The sequence below is a fragment of the Pseudomonas fluorescens genome, from assembly GCF_018614655.1.
Classification (GTDB): domain Bacteria; phylum Pseudomonadota; class Gammaproteobacteria; order Pseudomonadales; family Pseudomonadaceae; genus Aquipseudomonas; species Aquipseudomonas fluorescens_BX.
In genome coordinates, this window is record NZ_JAGGOG010000002.1 from 331,046 (window position 1) to 352,889 (window position 21,844).

Here is a 21,844-nt window from a genome sequence, read left to right on the forward strand (position 1 = left end):
TTCCCAAGTAGACAAGATGACCATGCTCAAGACCCTCGCGGTAGCCAATTACCGCTCGATCAATAAATTGGTGGTGCCGCTGGATCGCTTGAACCTGATCACCGGCCCCAACGGCAGCGGTAAATCCAACCTGTATCGCGCCCTGCGCCTGCTGGCGGAAACCGCCCAGGGCGGGGTGATCAACGCGTTGGCCCGTGAGGGCGGGCTGGATTCGACCTTCTGGGCCGGGCCTGAAAATATCAGCCGACGCATGCTCAGTGGCGAGGTGGAGGTGGAGCCGACCGTGCGCAAGGGCGTCAAGCGCTTGCGTCTGGGTTTTGCCGGGGAGGATTTCAGCTACGCGATCTCCCTCGGATTGCCTGAACCCAGCGAGTCATTTTTCTCCCTGGACCCCGAGGTCAAAAAGGAATGCATCTGGGCCGGCCACGTGTATCGCCCGGCAAGCCTGCTGGTGCAGCGTTCGGGGCCGATGGTGCGTGCCCGTGATGGTCGGGGCTGGGATGTACTGGCCCAGCACACACCGAACTACAACAGCCTGTTCGATCAAGTCGGCAACCTGCGCGGCTCACCGGAGGTGTTGCTGCTGCGCGAGAGCATTCGCGGCTGGCGCTTCTACGATCACTTTCGCAGTGACGTCGACGCGCCCGTGCGCCAACCGCAACTGGGCACGCGCACGCCGGTGCTGCATCACGATGGTCGCGACCTGGCGGCGGCATTGCAGACCATCCGCGAGATAGGCGATCCCGAAGCCTTGCAGCAGGCCGTCAGTGATGCGTTTCCTGGCGCACGGCTGAATATCGAGCCGCTGCAAGGCGGACGCTTTGCCATCGAGTTCTATCAGGAAGGCTTGCTGCGGCCGTTATCAGCGGCAGAGTTATCGGACGGTACCTTGCGCTACTTGCTGCTGGTGGCGGCGCTGCTGACGCCCCGACCACCGACAATGATGGTACTGAACGAACCGGAAACCAGCCTGCACCCGGACCTGTTGCCGGCGCTGGCGCGGTTGATCATCAAGGTATCCGAGCAGTGTCAGGTGTGGGTGGTGTCCCATGCCAGCCGCTTGATTGCGGCGTTGCAGCAGGATGAAGGGTGCAACTCGATCGTGCTGGAGAAGGTGATGGGGCAAACACAGATTGTGGGACAGAAGGTGTTGGATCAGCCAGCCTGGCACTGGCCGAGTTGAGAGGCGCCTGACAGGGCTTGCTCGCGAAAGCGGTGTAACATTCAACGCAGAAACAAGGGATCAACCCTGCCACTTACCCCCTCCCACAATCACACTCTCAGGCTGGGTGTCATCGCTCAGTTCCTTGCGCACATATTGGTCATACAGCTTGAGCAGATACTTCTCCTCACCCAGCTTGGCCAACTCGGCATTCACCCAATCACGCAGTTCGATATTGCCCTTCTTCACCGCCGGCGCAATCGGCGCTTCGTCGCCCAGTTTCTGCTCCAGCACGCGGTAGCCCGGGTTCTGCTTGGCCCAACTGAACAGCACCAGATTGTCTTGTGCGTAAGCATCACCGCGACCGCCGGCCAGGGCTTGCAGGGACTCGGAGTTTTTCTCGAACTTGAGCAGTTTCCAGTCCGGGTGGTTCTTGGTCAGCCAGATATCGGCAGTGGTGCCTGTGGTGACGATGGTGGTGCGGGTGGCCAGGTCATCCAGGCTTTTCACTTCGCTGCCCTGAGGCACCAAAGCCTGCACCGCAACTTTCAGGTTGGGGTTGGTGAACTCCACCGCTTCCTTGCGCTCCGGGGTCACGGTCATGTTGGCGAGGATCAGGTCGACCTTGTCGCTTTGCAGAAATGGAATGCGGCTCGCCGGTTCCACGGCAACGAACTCAACCTTGTTCTCATCGCCCAGCAAATCCTTGGCAAAACGACGGCCAATGTCGGTATCAAAGCCGACGTAACGACCGGCTTCGTCGACAAAGCCGAACGGCGGCTTGTCGGTGAACACACCGACAATCAGCTTGTCCCGCGCCTTGATCTTGTCGATGTAGCTCACCGCTGCCGGCGCTGCGGCCGCAGGTTTGGCAGGCTCGTCGGGCTTGTTGCAGCCGGCCAGCAGAGCAAGGCCGAACAGTGGTAATAACAGCAGTGAAGACTTGGCAGTTTTCATAACAGCTCCAGTTCCTTGGTTTTTTTGGGCAGTGTTGAAACAAAGGAGAACTTCTCCAGGAACTGCTGCGCGCGTGCGGTTTGCGGGTTCGTAAAGAATGCCTCGGGGGTGTTCTGTTCGAGGATGCGGCCAGCCTCCATAAACACCACGCGGTCGGCGACAGCGCGGGCGAAGGCCATTTCGTGGGTGACGATCAGCAGGGTCATGCCGTCCCGGGCCAGGCCCTGGATCACTTCCAGGACTTCCTTGACCATCTCCGGGTCGAGGGCGGCGGTAACTTCGTCAAACAGCATGACCTGCGGGTTCATGCACAACGAACGGACGATGGCGATGCGTTGTTGCTGGCCGCCCGAAAGCTGGCGCGGATAGGCGTCGCGCTTGTCCGCGAGACCGACCCGCTCCAGCAGTTGTTCTGCCTGGGCGCGGGCTTCTCGTGGGGCGCGCCTTTGTACTTTCAGCGGGCCCAGCAGGATGTTGTCGAGCACGCTCATATGCGGGAACAGGTGATAACTCTGGAACACCATGCCTACGTCCTGGCGCACCTGGCGCCAGTCGGTGGCCTTGTCCAACAGCTCTTTACCGGCGAACCGCAGATGGCCGCTGTGGGCCACCTCCAGGCCGTTGAGACAACGCAACAACGTGCTTTTGCCGCAGCCGCTGGGGCCGAGAATCACCACCACTTCACCGCTTTCGACGCTCAGGTCGATGCCCTTGAGCACCTGCTGCTCGCCAAAGAATTTGTTGAAACCCTGGAACTCGATCAATGCGCTCATGCTTGGGCCCAGCGCCGTTCCAGCACCTTGGAGGCGGCCGACAACGGGTAGCAAATAAAGAAGAAAAACAGGAACAGCGCGCCGTAGATCAATACCGACTCGTAGGTGCGCTCGATGATTTGCTGGCCGACCTTGATCACATCCACCACACCGATCAGCACCGCCAACGAACTGGTCTTGATGATGCGGGTGTAGACGTTGATGGTCGGCGGCGTCATGCGCTTCAGGGCCTGGGGCAGCAGTACATAGCCGTAGAGTTGCGGATCGGACAAGCCAATCGACAACCCCGCTTCCCGCTGGCCACGCGGCAAGGAATGCAAAGCACCGCGCACCACTTCGCCGACTTCACTGGCGCCCCACAACGACAACACCAACACCGCGCACCAGAAACTGGGAATGCTCAGGCCAAAGAAAATCGGCAGTCCGAAAAACAGCAGGTACAGCCAGACCAGCACCGGAATTGCGCGAAACAGTTCCAGATAGATCCGCAGCACAACGTCGATGGCTTTCACGTTCAGGGTGCGCAACACGCCATACAACACACCACCGACCGTACTGAAAGCGATGCTCAAGAATGAAATCGACAGGGTTTGTGCCGCGCCCTTGCCCAGTTGCGGCAACGACACCCACAACAATTCAAGACCCGAACTGGCCATGCTGGAGCCTCCTTTCCAGACGGCTGAGCAGCAGCGACAGCGGCAGGAACAACAGCACGCAGATCAAGGTCAGCACCGCGAGCATTTCATAGGTTTTGTAGTAGAGGGTGATGTAGCTTTTGGTGGTGTAGAGAATCTCCGGCACCGCCACTGCCGAGACCACGGTGGTTTCCTTGAGCAGGAAGATGAAATTGGCAAACAGCGCCGGCAAGCTGAGGATCCCGGCCTGGGGCAGGATCACATGGCGCAGCAGTTGCCAGTGAGACAGGCCAATGGACTTGCCGGACTCGATCTGTGCCAGCGGCACCGCTTCAACACCGGCGCGCAGCACCTCGGTGAGGTAGGCACCGCCGAGAAACGTCATGGTGATGATCGCCGCCCAAAACCCGGAGATATTCACTCCCAGGGCCGGCAAGGCGAAGTAGACGAAGAACAGTTGAATCAGCAACGGCGTGTTGCGGGCCAGTTCCACATACAACGCCACCAGGCGCCACAGGTACGGTGTGCGAAATACCAACAAGGTGGCGTTGATCAACGCCACCAGCAACGACGTGCCGATGGCGATCAAGCCCACTTGCAGGGTCACACCCACGGCCTTGAGAAACGCCGGCAGGGTGCTGAGGATAAAAGCGTAATCGAAGGTCATCTGAAAATCCCTGACGCCACAGGGATAATGCGGCGTTGGTGCGGTCCGAATCGACGTGGATAACGTCGAGTAGCACCGACTTTAAAGGTATAAAAAGTAAAATTTAAATACCCAAATAGCATATTGATATCACCCAAACAGCTAACCTGCGGATTCGCGGGATAAGCAGGCGACAGCTATTGCTCTCGGGGTTGTAGGAGTCTTCTTTTTATCAGCGCTGCGCTACAGGGATGGGCAGCGGTTGGCCAGGCTGGGGGCCATTTAACGGGCGAGGGAATGACAAATGGCACAGACAAAACCGATTGACCCACAGGATTTGGTGAAGTGGTTGGTGGCGCTGCGACGGGCGATCAATCGCCGGGACCTCTAAACTGACGGAGGTCCAATGGGGAAGCGGGCTTGTGTGGGAGCGGGCTTGCTCGCGAATGCGGTGGGTCAGACAACACATCTGCTGACGGATACACCGCCTTCGCGAGCAAGCCAGCTCCCACATTTTTGATCGTATTCCAACCATAAAAAACGCCGACGCTGTATTAGCCGTCGGCGTTTAAACCTTGAAGGGGTTTTGGAGTTCGATCAGAACGCCGGCACGACCGCGCCGTTGTACTTCTTCTCGATAAACGCTTTCACTTCCGGGCTGGTCAGGGCCTTGGCCAGCTTCTGGATGGCGTCGCTGTTCTTGTTGTCCGGACGGGCCACCAGGAAGTTCACGTACGGCGATTTGGCGTCTTCGATGATCAGCGCATCCTTGGCTGGGTTCAGGCCAGCTTCCAGGGCGTAGTTGGTGTTGATCATGTCCAGGTCAACCTGGTCCAGGACCCGTGGCAACAGGGCCGATTCCAGTTCCTTGAACTTCAGGTTTTTCGGGTTGCTGGCAATGTCTTTCGGCGTAGCCAGGGCATTGGTCGGGTCTTTCAGGGTGATCACACCCGCCTTCTGCAGCAGCAAGAGTGCGCGCCCGCTGTTGCTGCCTTCGTTCGGGATCGCTACGGTGGCGCCGTCTTTCAGCTCTGAAATATTTTTAATCTTTTTCGAATAACCACCGAAAGGTTCAACGTGCACACCGACCACGGTGACCAGGTTAGTGCCTTTGCCCTTGTTGAAGTTTTCCAGGTACGGCAGGGTCTGGAAGTAGTTGGCATCCAGACGCTTCTCGGCCACTTGCACGTTCGGTTGTACGTAGTCGGTGAAGACCTTGATCTCCAGGTCAACGCCTTCTTTGGCCAGGGTCGGTTTGACCAGCTCAAGGATCTCCGCGTGCGGGACCGGAGTGGCCGCAACGACCAGTTTCTCGTTGGCCTGGGCGATGCCAGCAGTCAGGGCAGCCGCCAGTGCGGTAAACAACAGAACCTTTTTCATGCAGTGTCCTTCTCGAAAATCCGGGGCGTCAGCGACGGCCGCTTCTTATGTGGTGTGCCAGCGAATTGCTATCGCGGCGTGGAACGGACAATACCGAGATTTTTTATTCCCGAACAATATCTTTTATTCACTTTGATATTCCATTTTGCTCATACAGACGCCAACCCTTCCAATAGACGCTTCAACGCGCGGCGCTCGGCGTCGGTGCCGTGATTGAGGATCTGCCGGGCCTGGTGTTCGATCTGCGCCAGCGACGGTGGGCTCACCGGCAAATTCAGATGCTCCGGCAAGATTTCATCGCCACTGCTGACCAGCAACGCAAAGTGAATGACGTTTTCCAGCTCGCGGGTATTGCCCGGCCAACTGTGGTGTTCCAGCACTCGCTGAGCCGCATCGCTGATCAGCGGCACAGGCAAATCCAGGCGCTGGCTGTAGATGCCGAGGAAGTACTCGGCCAGGGACAAAATGTCACCCACTCGCTCGCGCAAGGCGGGCAATTCAAGCTGGCCTTCGTTGAGGTAATGGAACAGGCGCTCATGAAATTTACCGACCGCCACGGCCTGGGCCAGGTCGATGCTGGTGGCCGCTACCAACCGCACATCCACCGGACTGGGCTGATGAGCCCCGACGCGGGTGACTTCGTGATTCTCCAGAGCGGCCAACAGTTTGATCTGGATCGGCAGCGGCAAGTCGCCGATTTCATCCAGGTACAGCGTGCCGCCATTGGCCGAACCGAACCAACCCGCACGACTACTGGCCGCGCCGCTATGGGCGCCAGCGGCATAACCAAACAACTCGGCGTCCGCGTAGGTGGGGCTGATGGCGCCGCAATTGACCGAGACGAACAAGCCGGTGCGGTCACTGCCGCGGTGGATATGCCGCGCCAGCAACTCCTTGCCGCTGCCGGTTTCGCCGCGAATCAGCACCGGCAACGCACGCGGCGCCAGGCTTTCCAGGTCTTCGCGCAGTTGCCGGGAACGTGGGTCGACAAACACCAGCGCCTTGGCACGGATACTCAGGGGGCTTTTATCGGCGTCGGGAAAGGTCAGCAGCGGCTGGCCGTAGGTTTCATGCAAGCTCATGGCAGGCTCCCGCCCACATCCGCGCAGGGACGGGGCGTTGAAGAAAATTTATGCACGGCGCCGGGAGTGCTGTTCCAGGCGATTTTGCAGACGATAGAGGTAGGCGAATCCCTGTTCCCAGCGCTGGTGGCCGGACTTCACATTGATATGCCCGGCACCCGCCAGGATCCCGGCTTCGGCGCCCCAGTTACGCGCCAGCTCCACGGCCCGAGGGGCACTGACGGCGCTGTCGTTGTCGGAGCTGACAACCTGGGATGGAAACGGCAACAGGTCAGTGGGAATCGGCGAAAAGTTACGCAGGGCGGGCGCGCAGGCAGGTCGTTCGACATCAGCCGGCGCCACCAGCAAGGCACCACGCACCTGACGCAGAAACTCCACCGGCGCGGTGGCCGCCCAGTGGGCAACCGTGATGCAGCCCAGGCTATGGGCAATCAGAATCACCGGCGTGCTGTCGGCGGCGATGGCTTCAGCCAGTGCCGCCACCCAGTCTTCGCGGCGTGGCGTCAGCCAGTCGGCCTGTTCCACGCGGGCGCTGTTGGGCAGGCTGTTCTGCCAGTGACTTTGCCAATGATCTTCTGGCGATCCTTGCCAGCCCGGCACGATCAGATAACGAATCGACTCGCTGTGCATGGGTCTGCCCTCCTGCAGCGTTTAACGTTGCTGATCAGTATAGGGATGGGTCATATATTCGTTAAGGAATAAGAAGCTATTTATTAATACCCATATCGAATATATAGCACTGTAGCCGCTGCCGAGGCACGAGGCTGCGATGGGTTTGGTGCGGCATTCCGACGAATGCGACCCTCGAGGGCGGCGACAAGGATTGCGACGCAAAAAAAAGGCCGCACCCTGCCAAGGAGACGGCCAAAAAATTGTCGAGGCTTTTGAAACTAACGTGCCGTAATCACCGACAATTTGGTGATGCCTGCTCGCTCGATAGACGCCATGGCCCGGGCCACTTCGCCGTAATTCACACCATCATCGGCCTGCAGTTGCACCCGTACTTCCGGGTCCTTGGCCTTGGCCGCCTGCAGGTTGAACTCCAGCAGATTCGGCTGGATTTCGTCCTTGTTGATAAACAGTTTGCCCGCCGCATCGATGCTCACCACCAGCGGGTCTTTCTGCTCCACCGGCGCCACGGCTTCGGTCTTGGGCAAGTTGATCGGGATCGCGTTGGTCAGCAGCGGGGCGGTGACGATAAACACCACCAGCAGCACCAGCATCACGTCCACCAGCGGTGTGACGTTGATCTCGCTCAACACCTCGTCGCTGTCTTGTGTGGAGAAGGCCATGTCAGGACGCCTCCTTCACTTTCTGTGTGCCGCCCGGGGTTGCGTTCTTGTGCAGGGCCGGATGGATCAACACGCGGAACGAATTCTTTTGCGCCAGGCTGTAGAAGTCGTGGGCGAAGTCGTCCAGGTCGGCGGCGGTCAGCTTCAGGCGGCGCAGGAAGTAGTTGTAGACCAACACCGCCGGCACGGCGACGGCGATCCCCACGCCGGTCGCGACCAATGCCGCACCGATAGGACCGGCCACGGTTTCCAGGCTGGCGGAACCGGCGGCACTGATGCCTTTCAACGCTTCCATGATCCCCCACACGGTGCCGAACAAACCAATAAACGGCGAGGTGCTGCCGATACTGGCGACCACGGCCAGGCCGGTTTCCAGGGAGCGGCGCTCACGGACGATCTGCTGGCGCAAAGCGCGTTCCAAACGGTCCTGATGATTGATCGCCTGGCTCAAGTCGGCGGCGTGAGGCGCCTCGCCCACCTGAATCGCGGCATAACCGGCCTGGGCCACACGGGCAGCGGCGCCGGGTTGGGTTTCACTCAATTCGGCGGCCGCGTCGAGGCTCGATGCGGCCCAGAACTGTTTGTGGAACTTGCGATCCTGGGCCTTGAGGCGACCGAATTGCACACCCTTGAGCAGGGCCAGGCCCCAGGTGGCGACAGAAAAAACCACCAGCAGCCAGATCACCGCGCTTTCGATGGATTCAAGTGGAGATGCCAATAACGTCATGATGTGTTCCCTCGGTGTAAGCGATGTGGTGTTGAGCCCGTGCTCAATGAATCTTGAAGTCGATCGGTACGCTGACCCAGCCATCCTGGGCGACGTCGCCTTGCTTGGCCGGCACGAAGCTCCAGCGCTTTACGGCGGTCAATGCAGCGTCATCGAGTTGCTGGCGACCGCTGCTCTTCTGAATCTGGATCTCCCCCGGCTTGCCGCTGGCCAATACATGCACCCGTAGCAACACCGTGCCCTCCCAACCCCGGCGCTGGGCCAGTGACGGGTACTCGGGCGCCGGGTTCTTCAGGTACGCGGCGTTGGCCGAGGCCGGTGTGACCGGCGCCGGCGCGGCGGGTGCAGCCGCTGGTGCAGGCGGTGCCGGTTGCGGTGGCGCGGGCGGTTGCTCGACGGCTTTGGGTGCAGGCTTGGGCTCGGGTTTAGGGACCGGCTTGGGCTTGGGTTTCGGAATCGGTTTGGGCGGCGCCGGTTTGGCCGCCAACTCATCCACCACCGGCGGCGGCGGCTCGACCACAGGTGGCGGTGGTGGTGGCGGAACGGGTGGCGGCGGCTCCACAACCGGGGGCGCCGGCTGGGAAAATTCGATGGTCATCGGTGGAATTTCCGGCGGCACAATCGGCAGCACCGGCGTTTCTTTCTGGCTGACCCAATAGATCACCGCGCCATGCAGCGCGAGTACGAGAATCCCCAGCAAAATCCCTTCACGCCGGCTCAAGATGCGCTTGGGGGTTCTCTGCAAACGCAACTGCCCCAACGGTACGCGGTGCGGCCGGCCAAGGTCGACCAACTCACCACCCGGTGCCTGGCGCCATAGCGCCTCTTGTGCACTGGCAGCGGTCTGGACATTGCCCATTGATTAACTCCCTACGGTCCTTAGCAAAAAAACCGACAGGCCTGCCTGAGCGGCCGTCGAGAGCTGAATCATCGGGGTCAGACGCTTATCTCTTAAAGTAACCTTTAAAGTTATACATAGACTTAAATCGAATATTAAAAATCGACACACACAGCAAAGCCACGCCGTTCGTGGGCTCGCGCCCAGGCGCTGAATTCCAATGCTCTACAGGCATAAGAAATATTCACCAAAGGCATCCATTCAGCACGGATTACGCCCGCACAACTCCAGCAACTGCCGCTGTAATGTCTGCCCCGCCGCTCCCAAGCCACTGCGCCCATATAACGCCAGGCGCACGCCCTGCACTGCCGGTAAACCACTGTCTGGCCCGAGCATCACATGCCCGGCTTGCACCACCCGTACCGGCAGCAGACTGATCCCCAGCCCCGCAGCCACTGCCGAGCAGACGCTGGCCAGGCTCGCGCTGGAATAACCGATGCGCCAACGCCAACCGCCGACTTCCAGGTGATGGAGCATTTCATTGCGGTACAAACCGCCTACGGGAAACGCCACCAGCGGCAGTGGATCACGGCCCAGGGCCGGCGTACGGCGACTGTCGACCCAGCACAACGGTTCCGGCCATGACGCCAGGCAGTCATCGCTGTCGCCCATCTGCTTGACCAGCAGCACATCGAATTCACCGCCGCGATACTGGCGCAGTAGCTCGGGCCCCAAACCACTGGTGACCTCCAGGCGCACCCGTGGATAAGCCACGACAAAGGCCGAGAGCAGCGGCATCAGTCTCTCGGCCGCAAAGTCCTCGGGCACACCCAGGCGCAGCACGCCACCACTTTGCTGATTGGCCATGACGTCGGCCGCTTCTTCGTGCAGCGTCAGGATCCGTCGTGCATAGGCCAACAGCCGCTCGCCCTCGGCGGTGGCGACGACGCGGCGCTGATCGCGGTCCAGCAGTACGCAGCCCAGGCCCTCCTCCAGGCGTCGAATTTGTTGGCTGACGGTGGACTGAGTCAAGTGCAGGCGCTCGGCCGCGCGAGTGAAATTGCCGCAATCAGCGACGGCGACAAAACTGCGCAACAACACGGGATCGAACATGGGCATCACCATTCCATTTGCCACTGGTTAGCATGGTTATATTTAATTTCAGAATACCTCGCAGGCTGCCCATACTTCACCCTTCATTGCGCCCGGAGGCTTTCCATGACTGACGATAAACGCCATTTGCAGCGAGCCGTAGCGTTGGCCCGACACAACGTGGCCGATGGCGGCCGTCCGTTTGGTGCGGTACTGACCTATAACGGCGAAGTGTTGGTGGAGGCCGTCAACGAGATCCACCTGAGCCAGGACCCCACCGCCCACGCGGAGATGCTCGCGATCCGCACGGCCAGCCAACGCTTGGGTGCCCGCCTGCAAGACTGTGTGATCTACGCCAGCGGCCAGCCCTGCCCGATGTGCTTGAGCGCGATGTACCTGAGTGGCGTATCACGGGTGGTGTTCGCCGCCAGCAATGAAGTGGCGGCGCCATTTGGCTTGTCGACCGCAGCCATTTATCAGCAACTCGCACTGCCCCTGACCGAGCAGCGCCTGGCCATCGAACATGTGCCACAGGCCGCCATGGCCACCCTTTATCACGACTGGCAGGCCTTGCATGACGCTGAATAATTCACTGGCCGGCAAACTGGCTGGCTGGGGCTTGTTGGTGGTGTTGGGGCTCAACCTGCGGCCGATCCTCAGTTCCATCAGCCCGCTGTTGGGAGAGATTCGCCTGGCCACCGGCCTGAGCTTCCAGAGCAGTGCCCTGCTCACCAGCCTGCCGGTGATCTGCATGGGCCTGGTGGCGCTGGTGGGCGTACGCGTGGAAGCGCAGTTGGGGGAACGACGAGGAATTGCCCTTGGGCTGATGATGATTCTGCTGGCATGCCTGGCACGCTGGATGTTTGGTCAGGCGGCAGCGCTGCTGGCCACTGCATTGCTCGGCGGAGCCGGCGTGGCGCTGATTCAGGCATTGGTGCCAGCAATGATCAAGCGCCAGTTTCATCAACGGGTACCGCTGGCGATGGGTGTGTATTCAGCATCGTTAATGGCCGGCGGCGGTTTGGCGGCATTGCTTAGCCCTGTGTTCGCCAGCCATTTTCAGCACTGGCAGGCAGGGCTGGGTATCTGGCTTTTACCGGCGTTGGGGGCTTTGCTGCTATGGAGCTGGCTGCCGCTGGGTGCAGCGAAAAGTCAGCAGATCACAACGCCGTTCAAAGGCCTGCGCAATCGTCGGGCGTGGTTGCTGGCGGTGTATTTTGGCCTGATCAATTGCGGCTATATGAGCATGGTGGCGTGGCTGCCGGCCTACTTTCAGCAACTGGGTTGGGGCGTGTTGCCCAGCGGCTCGCTGCTGGCCTTCATGACGATTTTCCAGGTGATTGCCGCGCTGCTGATGCCAGCCCTGGCTCAACGAGGTGTCGACCGTCGGCCCTTGTTGGGCATCAGCCTGCTGGCCCAGGCGGCGGGCTATCTCGGCTTGCTGATGGCGCCGTTGCAACAGCCGCACCTGTGGGTGGCGCTGATCGGTTTCGGCCTTGGCGCCTGCTTTGCGCTTAGCCTGCTGCTGACCCTCGACCACCGCCGCGACCCTCGGGAAGCCGGGCAACTGGCGGCGTTTGTGCAAGGCGTAGGCTTTTTGATCAACGCCATTTCGCCGTGGCTGACCGGCTGGCTGCGCGCGCTGACCGGCAGTTTCGTCAGCGCCTGGGTGGTGTTGCTGGTGACCGTGGTGGCGATGCTGGTGGTGACCCGGGTGTTCAGCCCGGCGACCTATCGCACCGCCCCCGTGCCCGGCTAGAAGTCGTAGCGCCCGGTCACCCCCAGCGTGCGCGGAGTGCCTAGCAGCCCTTCATAGCCACCGTTACCGCCAGTCCACAGGGTGGTGTAGTACGTCTTGTCGAAGGCGTTTTTCAGCCACAACGACACGTCCCACTGCCCTTGCTGGTAATTGCCGCGCAGCCCGGTAGACAGGTTGACCACCGCATAGCTGGGGATCTGCCCGTAGTCGGAATCCTCGACCGTACCCACCGCCTTGGAACGGAAGGCGTAGCTGGCGGTGACGTAGGGTTCGAAGCCGTTATCCAGGTTCCATTTGTATTCGCCATTGGCGTTGGCAATCCACTTCGAAGCCCCCACCACTTGATGCCCGCTGAGGTCGCACGAAGCCGGCGCACCAGGACGCAGGCTGACTTCCGGCGGGCAAGGCGCATCCTTGTAAGACAGATAGCTCACGTCGTTAAAGGAGCCGTTGACGTTCAACGTCAGGCCCTTGATCGGCACCAGGGTGCTTTCCAACTCTACGCCCCGTGAACGTACCGAGCCGGCATTGGTCAGGTACTGCACGCGGTTGCTGTCGTCGTAGGCGTTGGTCTGGTAGCCGTTGACCTGGGTCCAGAACAGGTTGGCGTTGAGCTGCAAGCGACGGTCCCACAAGGTGCTTTTGAAACCCAGCTCGGCGTTGTTGGCGCGCTCGGTACCGATCAGCAACGAGTCCGCCCCCGCCGTCGGCGCAGAGCCCACCGCCAGGTTGACACCACCGGACTTCTCGCCATGGGACAAGGTGGCGTAACCCAGCAGGTTGTCGGTAAAGCGATAGCTGAGGTTCAACAGGCCGGACGGGCTGGTGCTGTATTGGTTGAGGTCGCCGGAGTCATAGGCGCCGGCACGACCACGTCGGGCTGTGGCGGCGGCGCCCGTTACCGCAGCGCCGCCGACGGGCGCATTGCGGGTGACCCAGGCGCTTTTCTCTTCGTAGGTGCCGCGCAAGCCGGCGGTGAAATCCAGGCGCTCGGTCAGGTGCCAGGTGCCTTGGGCGAACAGGGCAAAACTGTCGGTGCGGATATGACCGTTGCCAACGCTGCTGACGTTGTTCAAGGCGCCCGCGGGTGTACCATTCCAGATGTCGGCCTTGGGCCCGTAATAGGCAAAGGATTTGTTGTCCAGGTCAGAGCCGAAGTAATAGGCACCGAGCACGTAATCGAAGAAACCACCAGTGGGCGACGCCAGGCGAAATTCCTGGGACCACTGTTTGTCTTGCACCGACACGCCGGCGTTATAGGACGTCGGCACGTTGAGGCCGTCATCGTTGCGCGGGGTGAAATTCCACCAGCGATAACTACTGACCGACGTCAGGGTGAAGTCGCTGGGCAAGGTCCAGTTGGCCTCCAGCGACGTGCCGCCCTGGAACACGGTGACGTGCTGCTGGCCGTCCAGATTGACCTTGCGATGGGTGCCATCCACCAGGGTCGCCCCCGCCGCAGCCGCCCGCGACTCATAGAGGTTGGTGCCGTTGATCGTCGGCCCGGTGTTGTACAACACACGGGTACCGGCGCTTGAATCCTCCTCGTTGTAATCGCCGATCCAGCGCAGGTTGAACGCCTCGTTGGGCTTGTACAGCAGTTGCCCGCGAAAGCCCTGGCGTGAGCCGCCGTTGAGGTCGTGGCCGTCGTATTCATTCTTGATGTCGCCGTCGCTGCGGGTGCGATAGGCGGAGAAACGTCCCGCCAACTCGTCAGTGAGTGGCCCGGAAATCGTACCTTTGGTTTGGAAGTAACCGTCCTCACCCAACGAAGTTTCGATGCTGCGCTCGGGGGTAAAACTCGGCGCACGGGTGCTGATATTGATCACCCCCGCCGTGGTGTTCTTGCCGAACAGCGTGCCTTGCGGGCCGCGTAATACTTCAAGCTGCTCGATGTCCATCAGGTCGAATACCGCCATCCCCGGTCGGCCGAGGTACACGTTGTCGATGTACAGCCCGACGCTGCCTTCCAGGCCGTCACTGGCCGGGTTGTTGCCCAGCCCGCGAATCGACACGCTGGATTGGCGCGCGTGCATATAGGCGACGTTGACGCTGGGCACCAATCGCTGCAAATCCTGAATCCGGTAGACCCGCTGACTCTCCAACGCCTGGCCACCGATCACGCTCATGGGCGTGGGCACGTCCTGTGCACTTTCGGTACGGCGGCGGGCCGTGACTGTGACGGTTTCCAACTGGCCGCTGGCGCTCTGGCCCTTGCTTGCAGGTACAGGCGCGGCGTCCGTGGTTTCAGCCGCCTGGCTATGGGACCAACTCGCGCTGCCAGCCAGCAACAACGCCAGGGGCAGGCGCTTGAGCCGCAAGGGAGAGGAAGGGACAGCGGGCTTCAACAGGCTCATAAGCGGCTCCGGCATCAGGAAATAGGCAGCAACACATATTCCCTTTGGTTATTTATTTATGTTTTTACAAACATTTACTGCATAAGAGATAGCCTTTATAAGGAGTCGACCTAATGCATAGCCAATGCATTTCCCCGATATTTTTAATGTGAAAAATGCATATCGATCTGCGCCAACTTCGCCACTTCATCGCCCTCGCCGAACAGCGCAGTTTTGTCGCGGCCGCGTTGACGGTGAACCTGTCGCAATCAGCGTTCAGTCGGAGCATTCAGGCCCTTGAACACACCGCCGGGTGCCAACTGGTGGATCGCGGCCGCAAGGACCTGGCGCCGACCAAACAAGGCCAGGTGCTGCTTGAACATGCACGACGGCTAGTTAGCGGTGCCCAGCAACTGGCCAACGAGATCAGCCAGTTCAATGGCCTGGAAGCTGGCGAGTTGCGTTTCGGCTGCGGCCCGGCGCCGGCAGCTGGGTTGATCCCCCGAGCCATCGGCAGCTTTATCGGGCGCTATCCCAAGGCGCGGGTGCAGTTCCAGGTGGACGATTGGCAAAGCCTGAGCAAGCGGCTGCTCAGCGAAGAGTTCGAATTTTTCGTCGCCGACACCCGCCACTTCGAAGCCAACCCGGACTACCAGACGTACCGCCTGCGCCCACGCAAGTGGCATTTCTGCTGCCGTGCGGGGCATCCGCTGGGCCAGTTGGACAGCGTGAGCGCGGCCGAGCTGATGAGTTATCCCTTGGCGGTAACCATCCGCCCGCCGAACTTGCGCAAGGTCATCGTCGACCTCAGCGGGCGGCCTGATTACATCCCCAATGTTGAATGCGAAAACGGGTACAGCTTGTTGGGGGTGGTGTTGCGGTCCGACGCCATTGGCATCGTCAGTGCCAACAGCGATGTGCTGCGCATGGCTCGGGGTGAGTTGGTGTGTTTGACGATTGAAGGGTTGGCCGAGGATCTGGAGGAACGCTATACCCGCTATGGCATTGTCAGTCGTGCGGGGTATCGGTTGTCGCCGCTGGCGGAGGCGATGATTGAGCAGATCAAGGTGGTTGATGAAGAGGATGAGGAGGTGTGTGTGTTGGAGAATTTTGCGGTTTGAGGGGATAGGCTGGTGTTGGGGGGCATATCCGTTGCTGTGGTAACGGCGACTATTGGTTCCGCTTTTACAGCGGGTCACTTTTGGAAAAGAGCCCCAAAAGTAACCAAAAAGGGCTCTTGCCCCACCACTCGGTGCCTCGCCGTGGCTCGGCATGCCCGCACGCAGGCATTGCTCCGTGGGCCCGCCACGATCGGCCATCCATGGCCGTGCGCGGCTACCCCGGCATCCATGCCGGGGTGCCCACTACGCAATACCTGCGTGCGGCCAGCGTGGTTTAACGGGGCGCCTAGATCAAAATCACAAGCAGAGCAGATCAACAGCCAAGCTGCTTTTTTTGCTTTTCTGTGAGAGCTGGCTTGCCTGCGATGGCATCACCTCGGTGTTCCTGAAAAACCGAGTTGCCTGCATCGCAGGCAAGCCAGCTCCCACAGTAGACCGTGCCCGCTTTTGATTTTGCCTTTGCTTCACACCACTCAAGCCGGCCGGTAGGCCGCTGTGTTCTTGATCTGCTTTTGACTTTGATCTTAGGTGCCCCGTTAAACCACGCTGGCTGAACGCAGGCATTGGTCCGTGGGTAAACCGGCAGGACGCCGGTTTAGCCGCGTTGGGCCATGGATGGCCCGTCGCGGCGGCCCACGGAGTAATGCCGGAGTGAGGGCACACCGAGCATAAGCGAGGTGCCGAGTGGTGGGGCAAGAGCGTTTTGCTTACTTTGCCGCTTTTGCAAAGTGAGCCGCTGTAAGAGCGGAACCAATAGCCGCCATCACCAAAAAAATGGACATGCCCCCAATCCATGCAAACACTGCATAACCCCCATTCCCCAAATGCACTTGCCTCACCCCCACCCAACCAGCGAAAACCCTCACCTGTCTTCTGATCGGTGAACCCTCATGCCCCACCCCCAACCCGTGCGCAACGTGCTCTACATCATGTGCGACCAACTGCGCCGCGATTACCTTTCGTGCTACGGCCACGCCCATTTGCACACCCCCAATATCGACCGCCTGGCAGCAGCCGGCGTGCGCTTCAGCCGCGCCTATACCCAAGGCACCATCTGCGGCCCATCGCGGATGTCGGCCTACACCGGGCGCTACGTCAGCAGCCACCAAGTGGCATGGAACGCGGTGCCGCTGCCACTGGAAGAGCTGACCATCGGCGATTACCTGCGCCCCCACGGCATCCGCACGGCCCTGGTGGGCAAAACCCACGCCACGCCCAACCTCGAGGCCTTGCAACGCCTGAAGATTGACCCCGACGGCCCCCAGGCCGAGCCACTGAATGAGGTCGGTTTCGACGCCTACTTTCGCCACGACGGGATCTATCCCGACAGCCCGTTATTCACCGACAAACGCGAGTCCGCGCCCTACACCCATTACCTGCGCGAACACGGCTATGACGGCACCAATCCCTGGCATGAATGGGCCAATGCGGCCGCTGGCGAATCAGGAGAAATCCTCAGCGGCTGGCACATGCGCAACGCTCACCTGCCCGCGCGGGTGGCCGAACAACACTCGGAAACCGTCTACACCACCGACCGCGCCATGGACTTCATCACCGAGCAAGGCGAACAACCGTGGTGCCTGCACCTGTCCTATATCAAGCCGCACTGGCCCTACATTGCCCCGGCGCCGTACCACGCGCTGTATGGCGCCGAGCATGTGCAACAACCGATTCGGCCGCAGCCTGGGCAAGCCAGCAATCACCCGGTGTACCAGGCCTTCCGCCAACACCAGGAGAGCCTGAATTTTTCCCGGGATGAGGTTCGGCTCAACGTCATCCCAACCTACATGGGCCTGATCAAGCAGATCGACGACCAACTGGGTCGGCTGTTCGACTTCCTCGAAAACAAGGGCCGTTGGGACGACACGCTGATCGTGTTCACCAGCGATCACGGTGACTTCCTTGGCGATCATTTCCTGGGAGAAAAAGAGTTTCTGCTGGAGCCTGCGGTAGGCGTTCCACTGATCGTGCGTGACCCGCGGGCTGCTGCCGATATCAGCCGTGGTTCGGTGGATGAACGCCTGGTGGAAACCATCGATGCCCTGCCCACTTTCCTGCAGGCTCTGGGGTTGCCCGCTGCCGAGCACCGCCTTGAAGGTCGCTCGCTTGTCCCGCTTTTGCACGGCGAAGATATCCCTTGGCGCCGCTACGCCATCGCCGAATATGACTACGCCTTCCAGGCCCCGGCCCGCGAGCGCCTGGAGCAGCCCATCGACCGTTGCCGGATGACCATGGTGCGCAGCGAGCGCTGGAAATACCTGGCGTATGACGGCTTTCGCGCGCAGTTGTTTGACCTGGAAAATGACCCACAGGAATTGCGCGACCTGGGCGCTGATCCTGCGTATGCCCAAGTGCTCGAGACTCATCAGGGGTATCTGTTCGAATGGCTGCGCGGGTTGAAGCGACGCACCACCATCAGCCACGCGGAGATTGATCTGCGTGGCCAACGGTTTCGTTATGGTGAGCCTGAGGCGCAGAAGGTGGTGCAAATAGGCGTCTGGTAAACCTGTAGCCGCTGCCGAGGTACGAGGCTGCGATGCGCGTCCGCAGGACCGCCCCCTCGGGGGCCGCTGCGCAGCCCATCGCAGCCTCGTACCTCGGCAGCGGCTACAACCACATTCGCGAGCAAGTCGAATCGTCGCACCGCCGCTCCCACCCTTTTGATCTTCAGTGTTCTGGAGATCGTGGTTATCTACAGTCCCTTAATGGTCTGGCTACGATGCCCCTGCACACCCACCGGTACATCACCTTTCAACGTCACCCGCCGCACAATGCGCTCCTGGGTACCGTAGTCATCCACCGCATAATGCTGGGTAGCGCGGTTGTCCCAGATCGCCACATCCCCGGTGCTCCAGCGCCAGCGCACGGTGTTTTCCAGGCGGGTGACGTGGCTTTGCAGGAGGTTGAACAACTGCGTCGAGTCGGCCTGTGAATAGCCCTTCAGGCGTTTGACGAAATGCCCCAGCAACAAGTTTTTTTCGCCGCTGACCGGGTGTACACGTACCACCGGGTGTTCGGTTTCGTACACCGTCGAGGTGAACACTTTGCGGTACTCCTCAAGCTTCTCCACCGACACGTCCGGCTTGCGCGCAGCGTAGTCGTATTCGTTGCTGTGCACTGCCCAAAGGTTGTCCGCCAGCGCACGCAGCTCAGGTGTCAGATCGTTGTAGGCGCTGGCGGTATTGGCCCAGACCGTGTCACCCCCCGAGGCCGGCGACAACACCGAACGCAGGATCGAAGCTTTCGGATAAGCGTCGACGAAGGTCACGTCGGTGTGCCAGGAGTTGGCGCGATGACCACGGGCGCCGTCCAGTTCCAGCAGAAAGCGCGTGCCGTCGCGCACCGGCACCGTCGGGTGAGCAATCGGCTCGCCGAGCAAATGGGCGAAGGCTTCCTGGCTCTGATCATCTAGGTGGGTCTGCTCACGGAAGAAGACCACCTTGTACTGCACCAGCGCCTGCTGGATGGCTTCGACGGTGGCAGCGTCCAGATTGCCGGAGAGTTTGATGCCCCGGATCTCGGCGCCGATGCGTCCGGCTACCGGGTGAATGTCCAGCGCCTGGGCGACAGGTTGAACAGCGAGTGCGGCATTGCTCATTGTGATGACCCTCATGTGCCTGCTTACGGTGGGGAAGCGCGTCGACAACGCTCTATTCATATGCAATTTAGATCTAGCAAATGAACGTATGCTTCGTTGACGGAATAAGAGCTTGCATTTAAAACCTCAGGTCCCTGGGTCGCAAATGCCTTCGACCTATTTTTCAGATGCCGGGAAAGCATATGGATCTTCGCCAACTGCGGTACTTCATCGCCCTCAACGAACACCGCAGTTTTGTACGCGCGGCGGACGCCATGGGCATCACCCAACCGGCGTTCAGCCGCAGTATCCAGGGGCTGGAACAGGAGTTCGGCTGCGTGCTGGTGGACCGCGGCAACAAGGACTTGCGCCCCACCCCGGAAGGCCAGGTGGTGCTGCAACATGCCCTGACCCTGGTGCAGGGCGCCGCCTTGTTGAACAGTGAAGTGACGCGCATGACCAAGCTCGATGCCGGTGAACTGCGCTTCGGTTGCGGCCCGGCACCGGCGGTGAAACTGGTGCCCGACGCGGTGGCGCGATTTATCAACGCCCACCCGAAAATCCGCACCCATTTCCAGGTGGATAACTGGGAAACACTCAGCCGCAGCCTGAGCCGTGAAGAGATCGAATTCTTTATCGCCGACATCCGCCAGTTCGAAGCCGACCCGAACTTTCAGACCCAGGCACTGACCCCCAAGCGCGGGGTGTTTTTCTGCCGGCCGGGGCACCCGCTGCTGGCCAAGGACAGCCTGTCGACCAACGATATGTTTGACTACCCATTGGCGACGCCGCTGATCTCCCAGGGCATTCGAAAACTGCTGGCGAACCTCAGTGGACGGATGGATTTTTCACCCAACATCCAGACCGAACACTTCCCGGCGCTGGTGAAGATCGTGCTGCAGTCCAATGCGATTGGCGTGGGCACCGAAGAAGCGTTTGCCGAGGACGTCGCCAAGGGTGAGCTGGTGCTGCTGCATTGGCGCAACCTGCCGCAGAACATGGAGACCATGAGTGCGCGGTGCGGGATTGTCAGCCGCACCGGGTTCCGGTTGTCGCCGGCGGCGAAAGCGATGATCGAGACGTTGGTGGCGGTGGATCGGCAGGAGGTGAGTGTGGCGGTCTAGCGTGGCGGCATCGTGACATGGGCGTGACGCTCGCGCCCCTACTCGTAGCAGCTGTCGAGCGCCAGCGAGGCTGCGTTGGCCACACGGCCGTCCTCAAGCCAGGCTCAAAACCGTGCTGCCCCTGACGCAGCCTCGCTGGCGCTCGACAGCTGCTACGGGGTTACGGGGGTTATCGCGCCACCCATTCACTCACCTGGAACGACTTGCGAATCAGCCGCTCTTTCGACGCCAAATCCACCGCGTCCTGCAATTTGCCGAGGAACACCGGGTCGAGGCTCGACGGGAAAATCTCGCTGAGTTTCTGGTCTCTCAGATCGTTGGTCAGAATCACCGGCGGATAGCTGGCCAACCCTGAAACCAGGTCAATATAAGCCTGCTTGTTGTTGTCATCAGTCAGCCATTGCACCGCTTGTTGCTGCGCCTTGAGCAACTTGGCCACCGCTTCTGGATGCTCATCGACAAACTTGCCGCTGCCCACCAACACTGCCTGAATACTGCCCGCGTCACCGAGGTCTTTGGTGCTCAGCGGTATTTCGGCCAACCCCTTCGCCTGCAAAGCACTCAGGCCCGAGCTGCCCCACGTGGCATCAATCTGCTTGGCCGCGAGTGCGGCGACGGCCGCGTTGAAGTCCAGGTTGATCACTTTCAAATCCTTTTCACTCAAGCCCTGGCTGGCCAGGGCGCTGTCAAACGACAGCTGGCTGGCCGTGCCGCGAAACACCGCGACGCGCTTGCCCTTGAGGTCCTGCAAGGTTTTGATGCCCGAGCCCGGCACCACGCCCAGATAATGTTTCACACCTCGCGCGCTGGCACTGAGCAGCCGCGTATCAAGGCCATTGGACTTGCCGATGATCGCCGCCAGGTCGCCCAGATAAGCCAGGTCCACCTGACCGTTGGCGAAGGCTTCATTGATCACCGGGCCGGCGCCCTTGAAGTAATTCCATTGAATCTTGATGCCTTGGTCGGCGAAGGCATTTTCAAAGATCTGCTGTTGGCGCAACACGTCCGTCACACCGCCGCCGCTGTGTTGGGCACCCGCACTCAGGTCGGGCACGGCAATACGGATTTCCTTGAGGTCGGCGGCGTGTACCAACCCGGCCAATGCAGTACCTGCGAACAGCGTGATCAAACGTTTGAACGGCAGCTTCATGGGTAGTGCTCCTGTGGGCGACGGTTGCCTGGGGAGCAGAAAGTAGGCACAAGCCGATCAAAACTATAAATACTATAAATTCACAATTTAATAACTTTTAGAACTATACGAGCCAATACGCAGGCTCCAGAGGGCTATGCATCCACAGCATGGAAAATATTCTCCGAATGCATTGGATGCGTGTCAGGCAGAG

20 protein-coding genes are annotated in these 21,844 nt (G+C 60.4%); 6 read left to right on the forward strand and 14 right to left on the reverse strand.

Features of this window, described 5'->3' with window-relative positions; genetic code table 11:
* The first annotated feature begins 22 nt into the window (after nt 1-22).
* Nucleotides 23-1,183 (forward strand): AAA family ATPase, encoded by a 1,161-nt coding sequence (locus J7E41_RS02295; protein ID WP_214989892.1) that lies wholly within the window; start codon nt 23-25, stop codon nt 1,181-1,183.
* A 60-nt stretch (nt 1,184-1,243) separates the two neighbouring features.
* Here the strand turns inward: J7E41_RS02295 and J7E41_RS02300 are convergent, their stop codons facing one another.
* The 11 genes from J7E41_RS02300 to J7E41_RS02350 form a co-directional block, all read right to left on the reverse strand.
* Nucleotides 1,244-2,119, reverse strand: a complete 876-nt coding sequence (locus J7E41_RS02300; RefSeq protein WP_214989780.1) for a transporter substrate-binding domain-containing protein — start codon at nt 2,117-2,119, stop codon at nt 1,244-1,246.
* The gene (locus J7E41_RS02305) at nt 2,116-2,892 is read right to left on the reverse strand and encodes an amino acid ABC transporter ATP-binding protein (RefSeq protein ID WP_214989782.1); all 777 of its coding nucleotides are present in this window, start codon (nt 2,890-2,892) and stop codon (nt 2,116-2,118) included. The genes J7E41_RS02300 and J7E41_RS02305 overlap by 4 nt, the downstream gene beginning before the upstream one ends.
* Entirely contained in the window at nt 2,889-3,548 is a 660-nt protein-coding gene (locus J7E41_RS02310) for an amino acid ABC transporter permease (RefSeq protein WP_214989784.1), read from the reverse strand. Before J7E41_RS02310 ends, J7E41_RS02305 begins: the two co-directional genes overlap by 4 nt.
* The gene (locus J7E41_RS02315; protein WP_214989786.1) at nt 3,529-4,194 is read right to left on the reverse strand and encodes an amino acid ABC transporter permease; all 666 of its coding nucleotides are present in this window, start codon (nt 4,192-4,194) and stop codon (nt 3,529-3,531) included. The genes J7E41_RS02310 and J7E41_RS02315 overlap by 20 nt, the downstream gene beginning before the upstream one ends.
* Nucleotides 4,195-4,770: 576 nt before the next feature.
* Nucleotides 4,771-5,553 (reverse strand): MetQ/NlpA family ABC transporter substrate-binding protein, encoded by a 783-nt coding sequence (locus J7E41_RS02320; RefSeq protein ID WP_214989788.1) that lies wholly within the window; start codon nt 5,551-5,553, stop codon nt 4,771-4,773.
* 149 nt (nt 5,554-5,702) lie between these two features.
* The gene (locus tag J7E41_RS02325) at nt 5,703-6,635 is read right to left on the reverse strand and encodes a sigma 54-interacting transcriptional regulator (RefSeq protein WP_214989789.1); all 933 of its coding nucleotides are present in this window, start codon (nt 6,633-6,635) and stop codon (nt 5,703-5,705) included.
* 48 nt (nt 6,636-6,683) lie between these two features.
* Nucleotides 6,684-7,265, reverse strand: coding sequence for an alpha/beta hydrolase (locus J7E41_RS02330; RefSeq protein WP_214989791.1), 582 nt, complete (start codon nt 7,263-7,265; stop codon nt 6,684-6,686).
* A 260-nt stretch (nt 7,266-7,525) separates the two neighbouring features.
* Nucleotides 7,526-7,927: an ExbD/TolR family protein gene (locus J7E41_RS02335; RefSeq protein ID WP_214989793.1), complete on the reverse strand. Its 402-nt coding sequence runs from the start codon at nt 7,925-7,927 to the stop codon at nt 7,526-7,528.
* 1 nt (nt 7,928) lies between these two features.
* The gene (locus tag J7E41_RS02340; RefSeq protein ID WP_214989794.1) at nt 7,929-8,654 is read right to left on the reverse strand and encodes a MotA/TolQ/ExbB proton channel family protein; all 726 of its coding nucleotides are present in this window, start codon (nt 8,652-8,654) and stop codon (nt 7,929-7,931) included.
* A 43-nt stretch (nt 8,655-8,697) separates the two neighbouring features.
* Entirely contained in the window at nt 8,698-9,513 is an 816-nt protein-coding gene (locus J7E41_RS02345) for an energy transducer TonB (RefSeq protein WP_214989796.1), read from the reverse strand.
* 240 nt (nt 9,514-9,753) lie between these two features.
* Nucleotides 9,754-10,605 carry a LysR family transcriptional regulator gene (locus J7E41_RS02350; protein ID WP_214989798.1) on the reverse strand — a complete coding sequence of 284 codons (852 nt, stop codon included), beginning with the start codon at nt 10,603-10,605 and terminating at the stop codon, nt 9,754-9,756.
* Nucleotides 10,606-10,710: 105 nt separating this feature from the next.
* On the opposite strand from J7E41_RS02350, the gene J7E41_RS02355 reads away from it, so the two are divergent.
* Nucleotides 10,711-11,172, forward strand: a complete 462-nt coding sequence (locus J7E41_RS02355) for a nucleoside deaminase (RefSeq protein ID WP_214989800.1) — start codon at nt 10,711-10,713, stop codon at nt 11,170-11,172.
* On the forward strand, nt 11,159-12,343 hold the full coding sequence (locus tag J7E41_RS02360) for a CynX/NimT family MFS transporter (protein WP_214989802.1): 1,185 nt from the start codon (nt 11,159-11,161) through the stop codon (nt 12,341-12,343). The genes J7E41_RS02355 and J7E41_RS02360 overlap by 14 nt, the downstream gene beginning before the upstream one ends.
* Here the strand turns inward: J7E41_RS02360 and J7E41_RS02365 are convergent.
* Entirely contained in the window at nt 12,340-14,700 is a 2,361-nt protein-coding gene (locus J7E41_RS02365) for a TonB-dependent receptor (RefSeq protein ID WP_214989804.1), read from the reverse strand. The two genes, J7E41_RS02360 and J7E41_RS02365, sit on opposite strands and share 4 nt — an antisense overlap.
* Nucleotides 14,701-14,855: 155 nt before the next feature.
* On the opposite strand from J7E41_RS02365, the gene J7E41_RS02370 reads away from it, so the two are divergent.
* Together J7E41_RS02370 and J7E41_RS02375 are read left to right on the forward strand one after the other, a co-directional pair.
* Nucleotides 14,856-15,800 carry a LysR family transcriptional regulator gene (locus J7E41_RS02370; RefSeq protein ID WP_214989806.1) on the forward strand — a complete coding sequence of 315 codons (945 nt, stop codon included), beginning with the start codon at nt 14,856-14,858 and terminating at the stop codon, nt 15,798-15,800.
* Nucleotides 15,801-16,690: 890 nt separating this feature from the next.
* A complete protein-coding gene (locus J7E41_RS02375; RefSeq protein ID WP_214989808.1) occupies nt 16,691-18,304 on the forward strand; it encodes an alkaline phosphatase family protein in 1,614 nt (537 codons plus the stop codon).
* A 188-nt stretch (nt 18,305-18,492) separates the two neighbouring features.
* Here J7E41_RS02375 and J7E41_RS02380 read toward each other — a convergent pair whose 3' ends face one another.
* Nucleotides 18,493-19,398 (reverse strand): TauD/TfdA dioxygenase family protein, encoded by a 906-nt coding sequence (locus J7E41_RS02380; protein WP_214989810.1) that lies wholly within the window; start codon nt 19,396-19,398, stop codon nt 18,493-18,495.
* Between the two features lie 182 nt (nt 19,399-19,580).
* On the opposite strand from J7E41_RS02380, the gene J7E41_RS02385 reads away from it, so the two are divergent.
* Nucleotides 19,581-20,501: a LysR family transcriptional regulator gene (locus tag J7E41_RS02385; protein WP_214989812.1), complete on the forward strand. Its 921-nt coding sequence runs from the start codon at nt 19,581-19,583 to the stop codon at nt 20,499-20,501.
* A 169-nt stretch (nt 20,502-20,670) separates the two neighbouring features.
* On the opposite strand, the gene J7E41_RS02390 is transcribed toward J7E41_RS02385, so the two are convergent.
* Nucleotides 20,671-21,651, reverse strand: a complete 981-nt coding sequence (locus J7E41_RS02390; RefSeq protein WP_214989814.1) for an ABC transporter substrate-binding protein — start codon at nt 21,649-21,651, stop codon at nt 20,671-20,673.
* Nucleotides 21,652-21,844 lie beyond the last annotated feature (193 nt).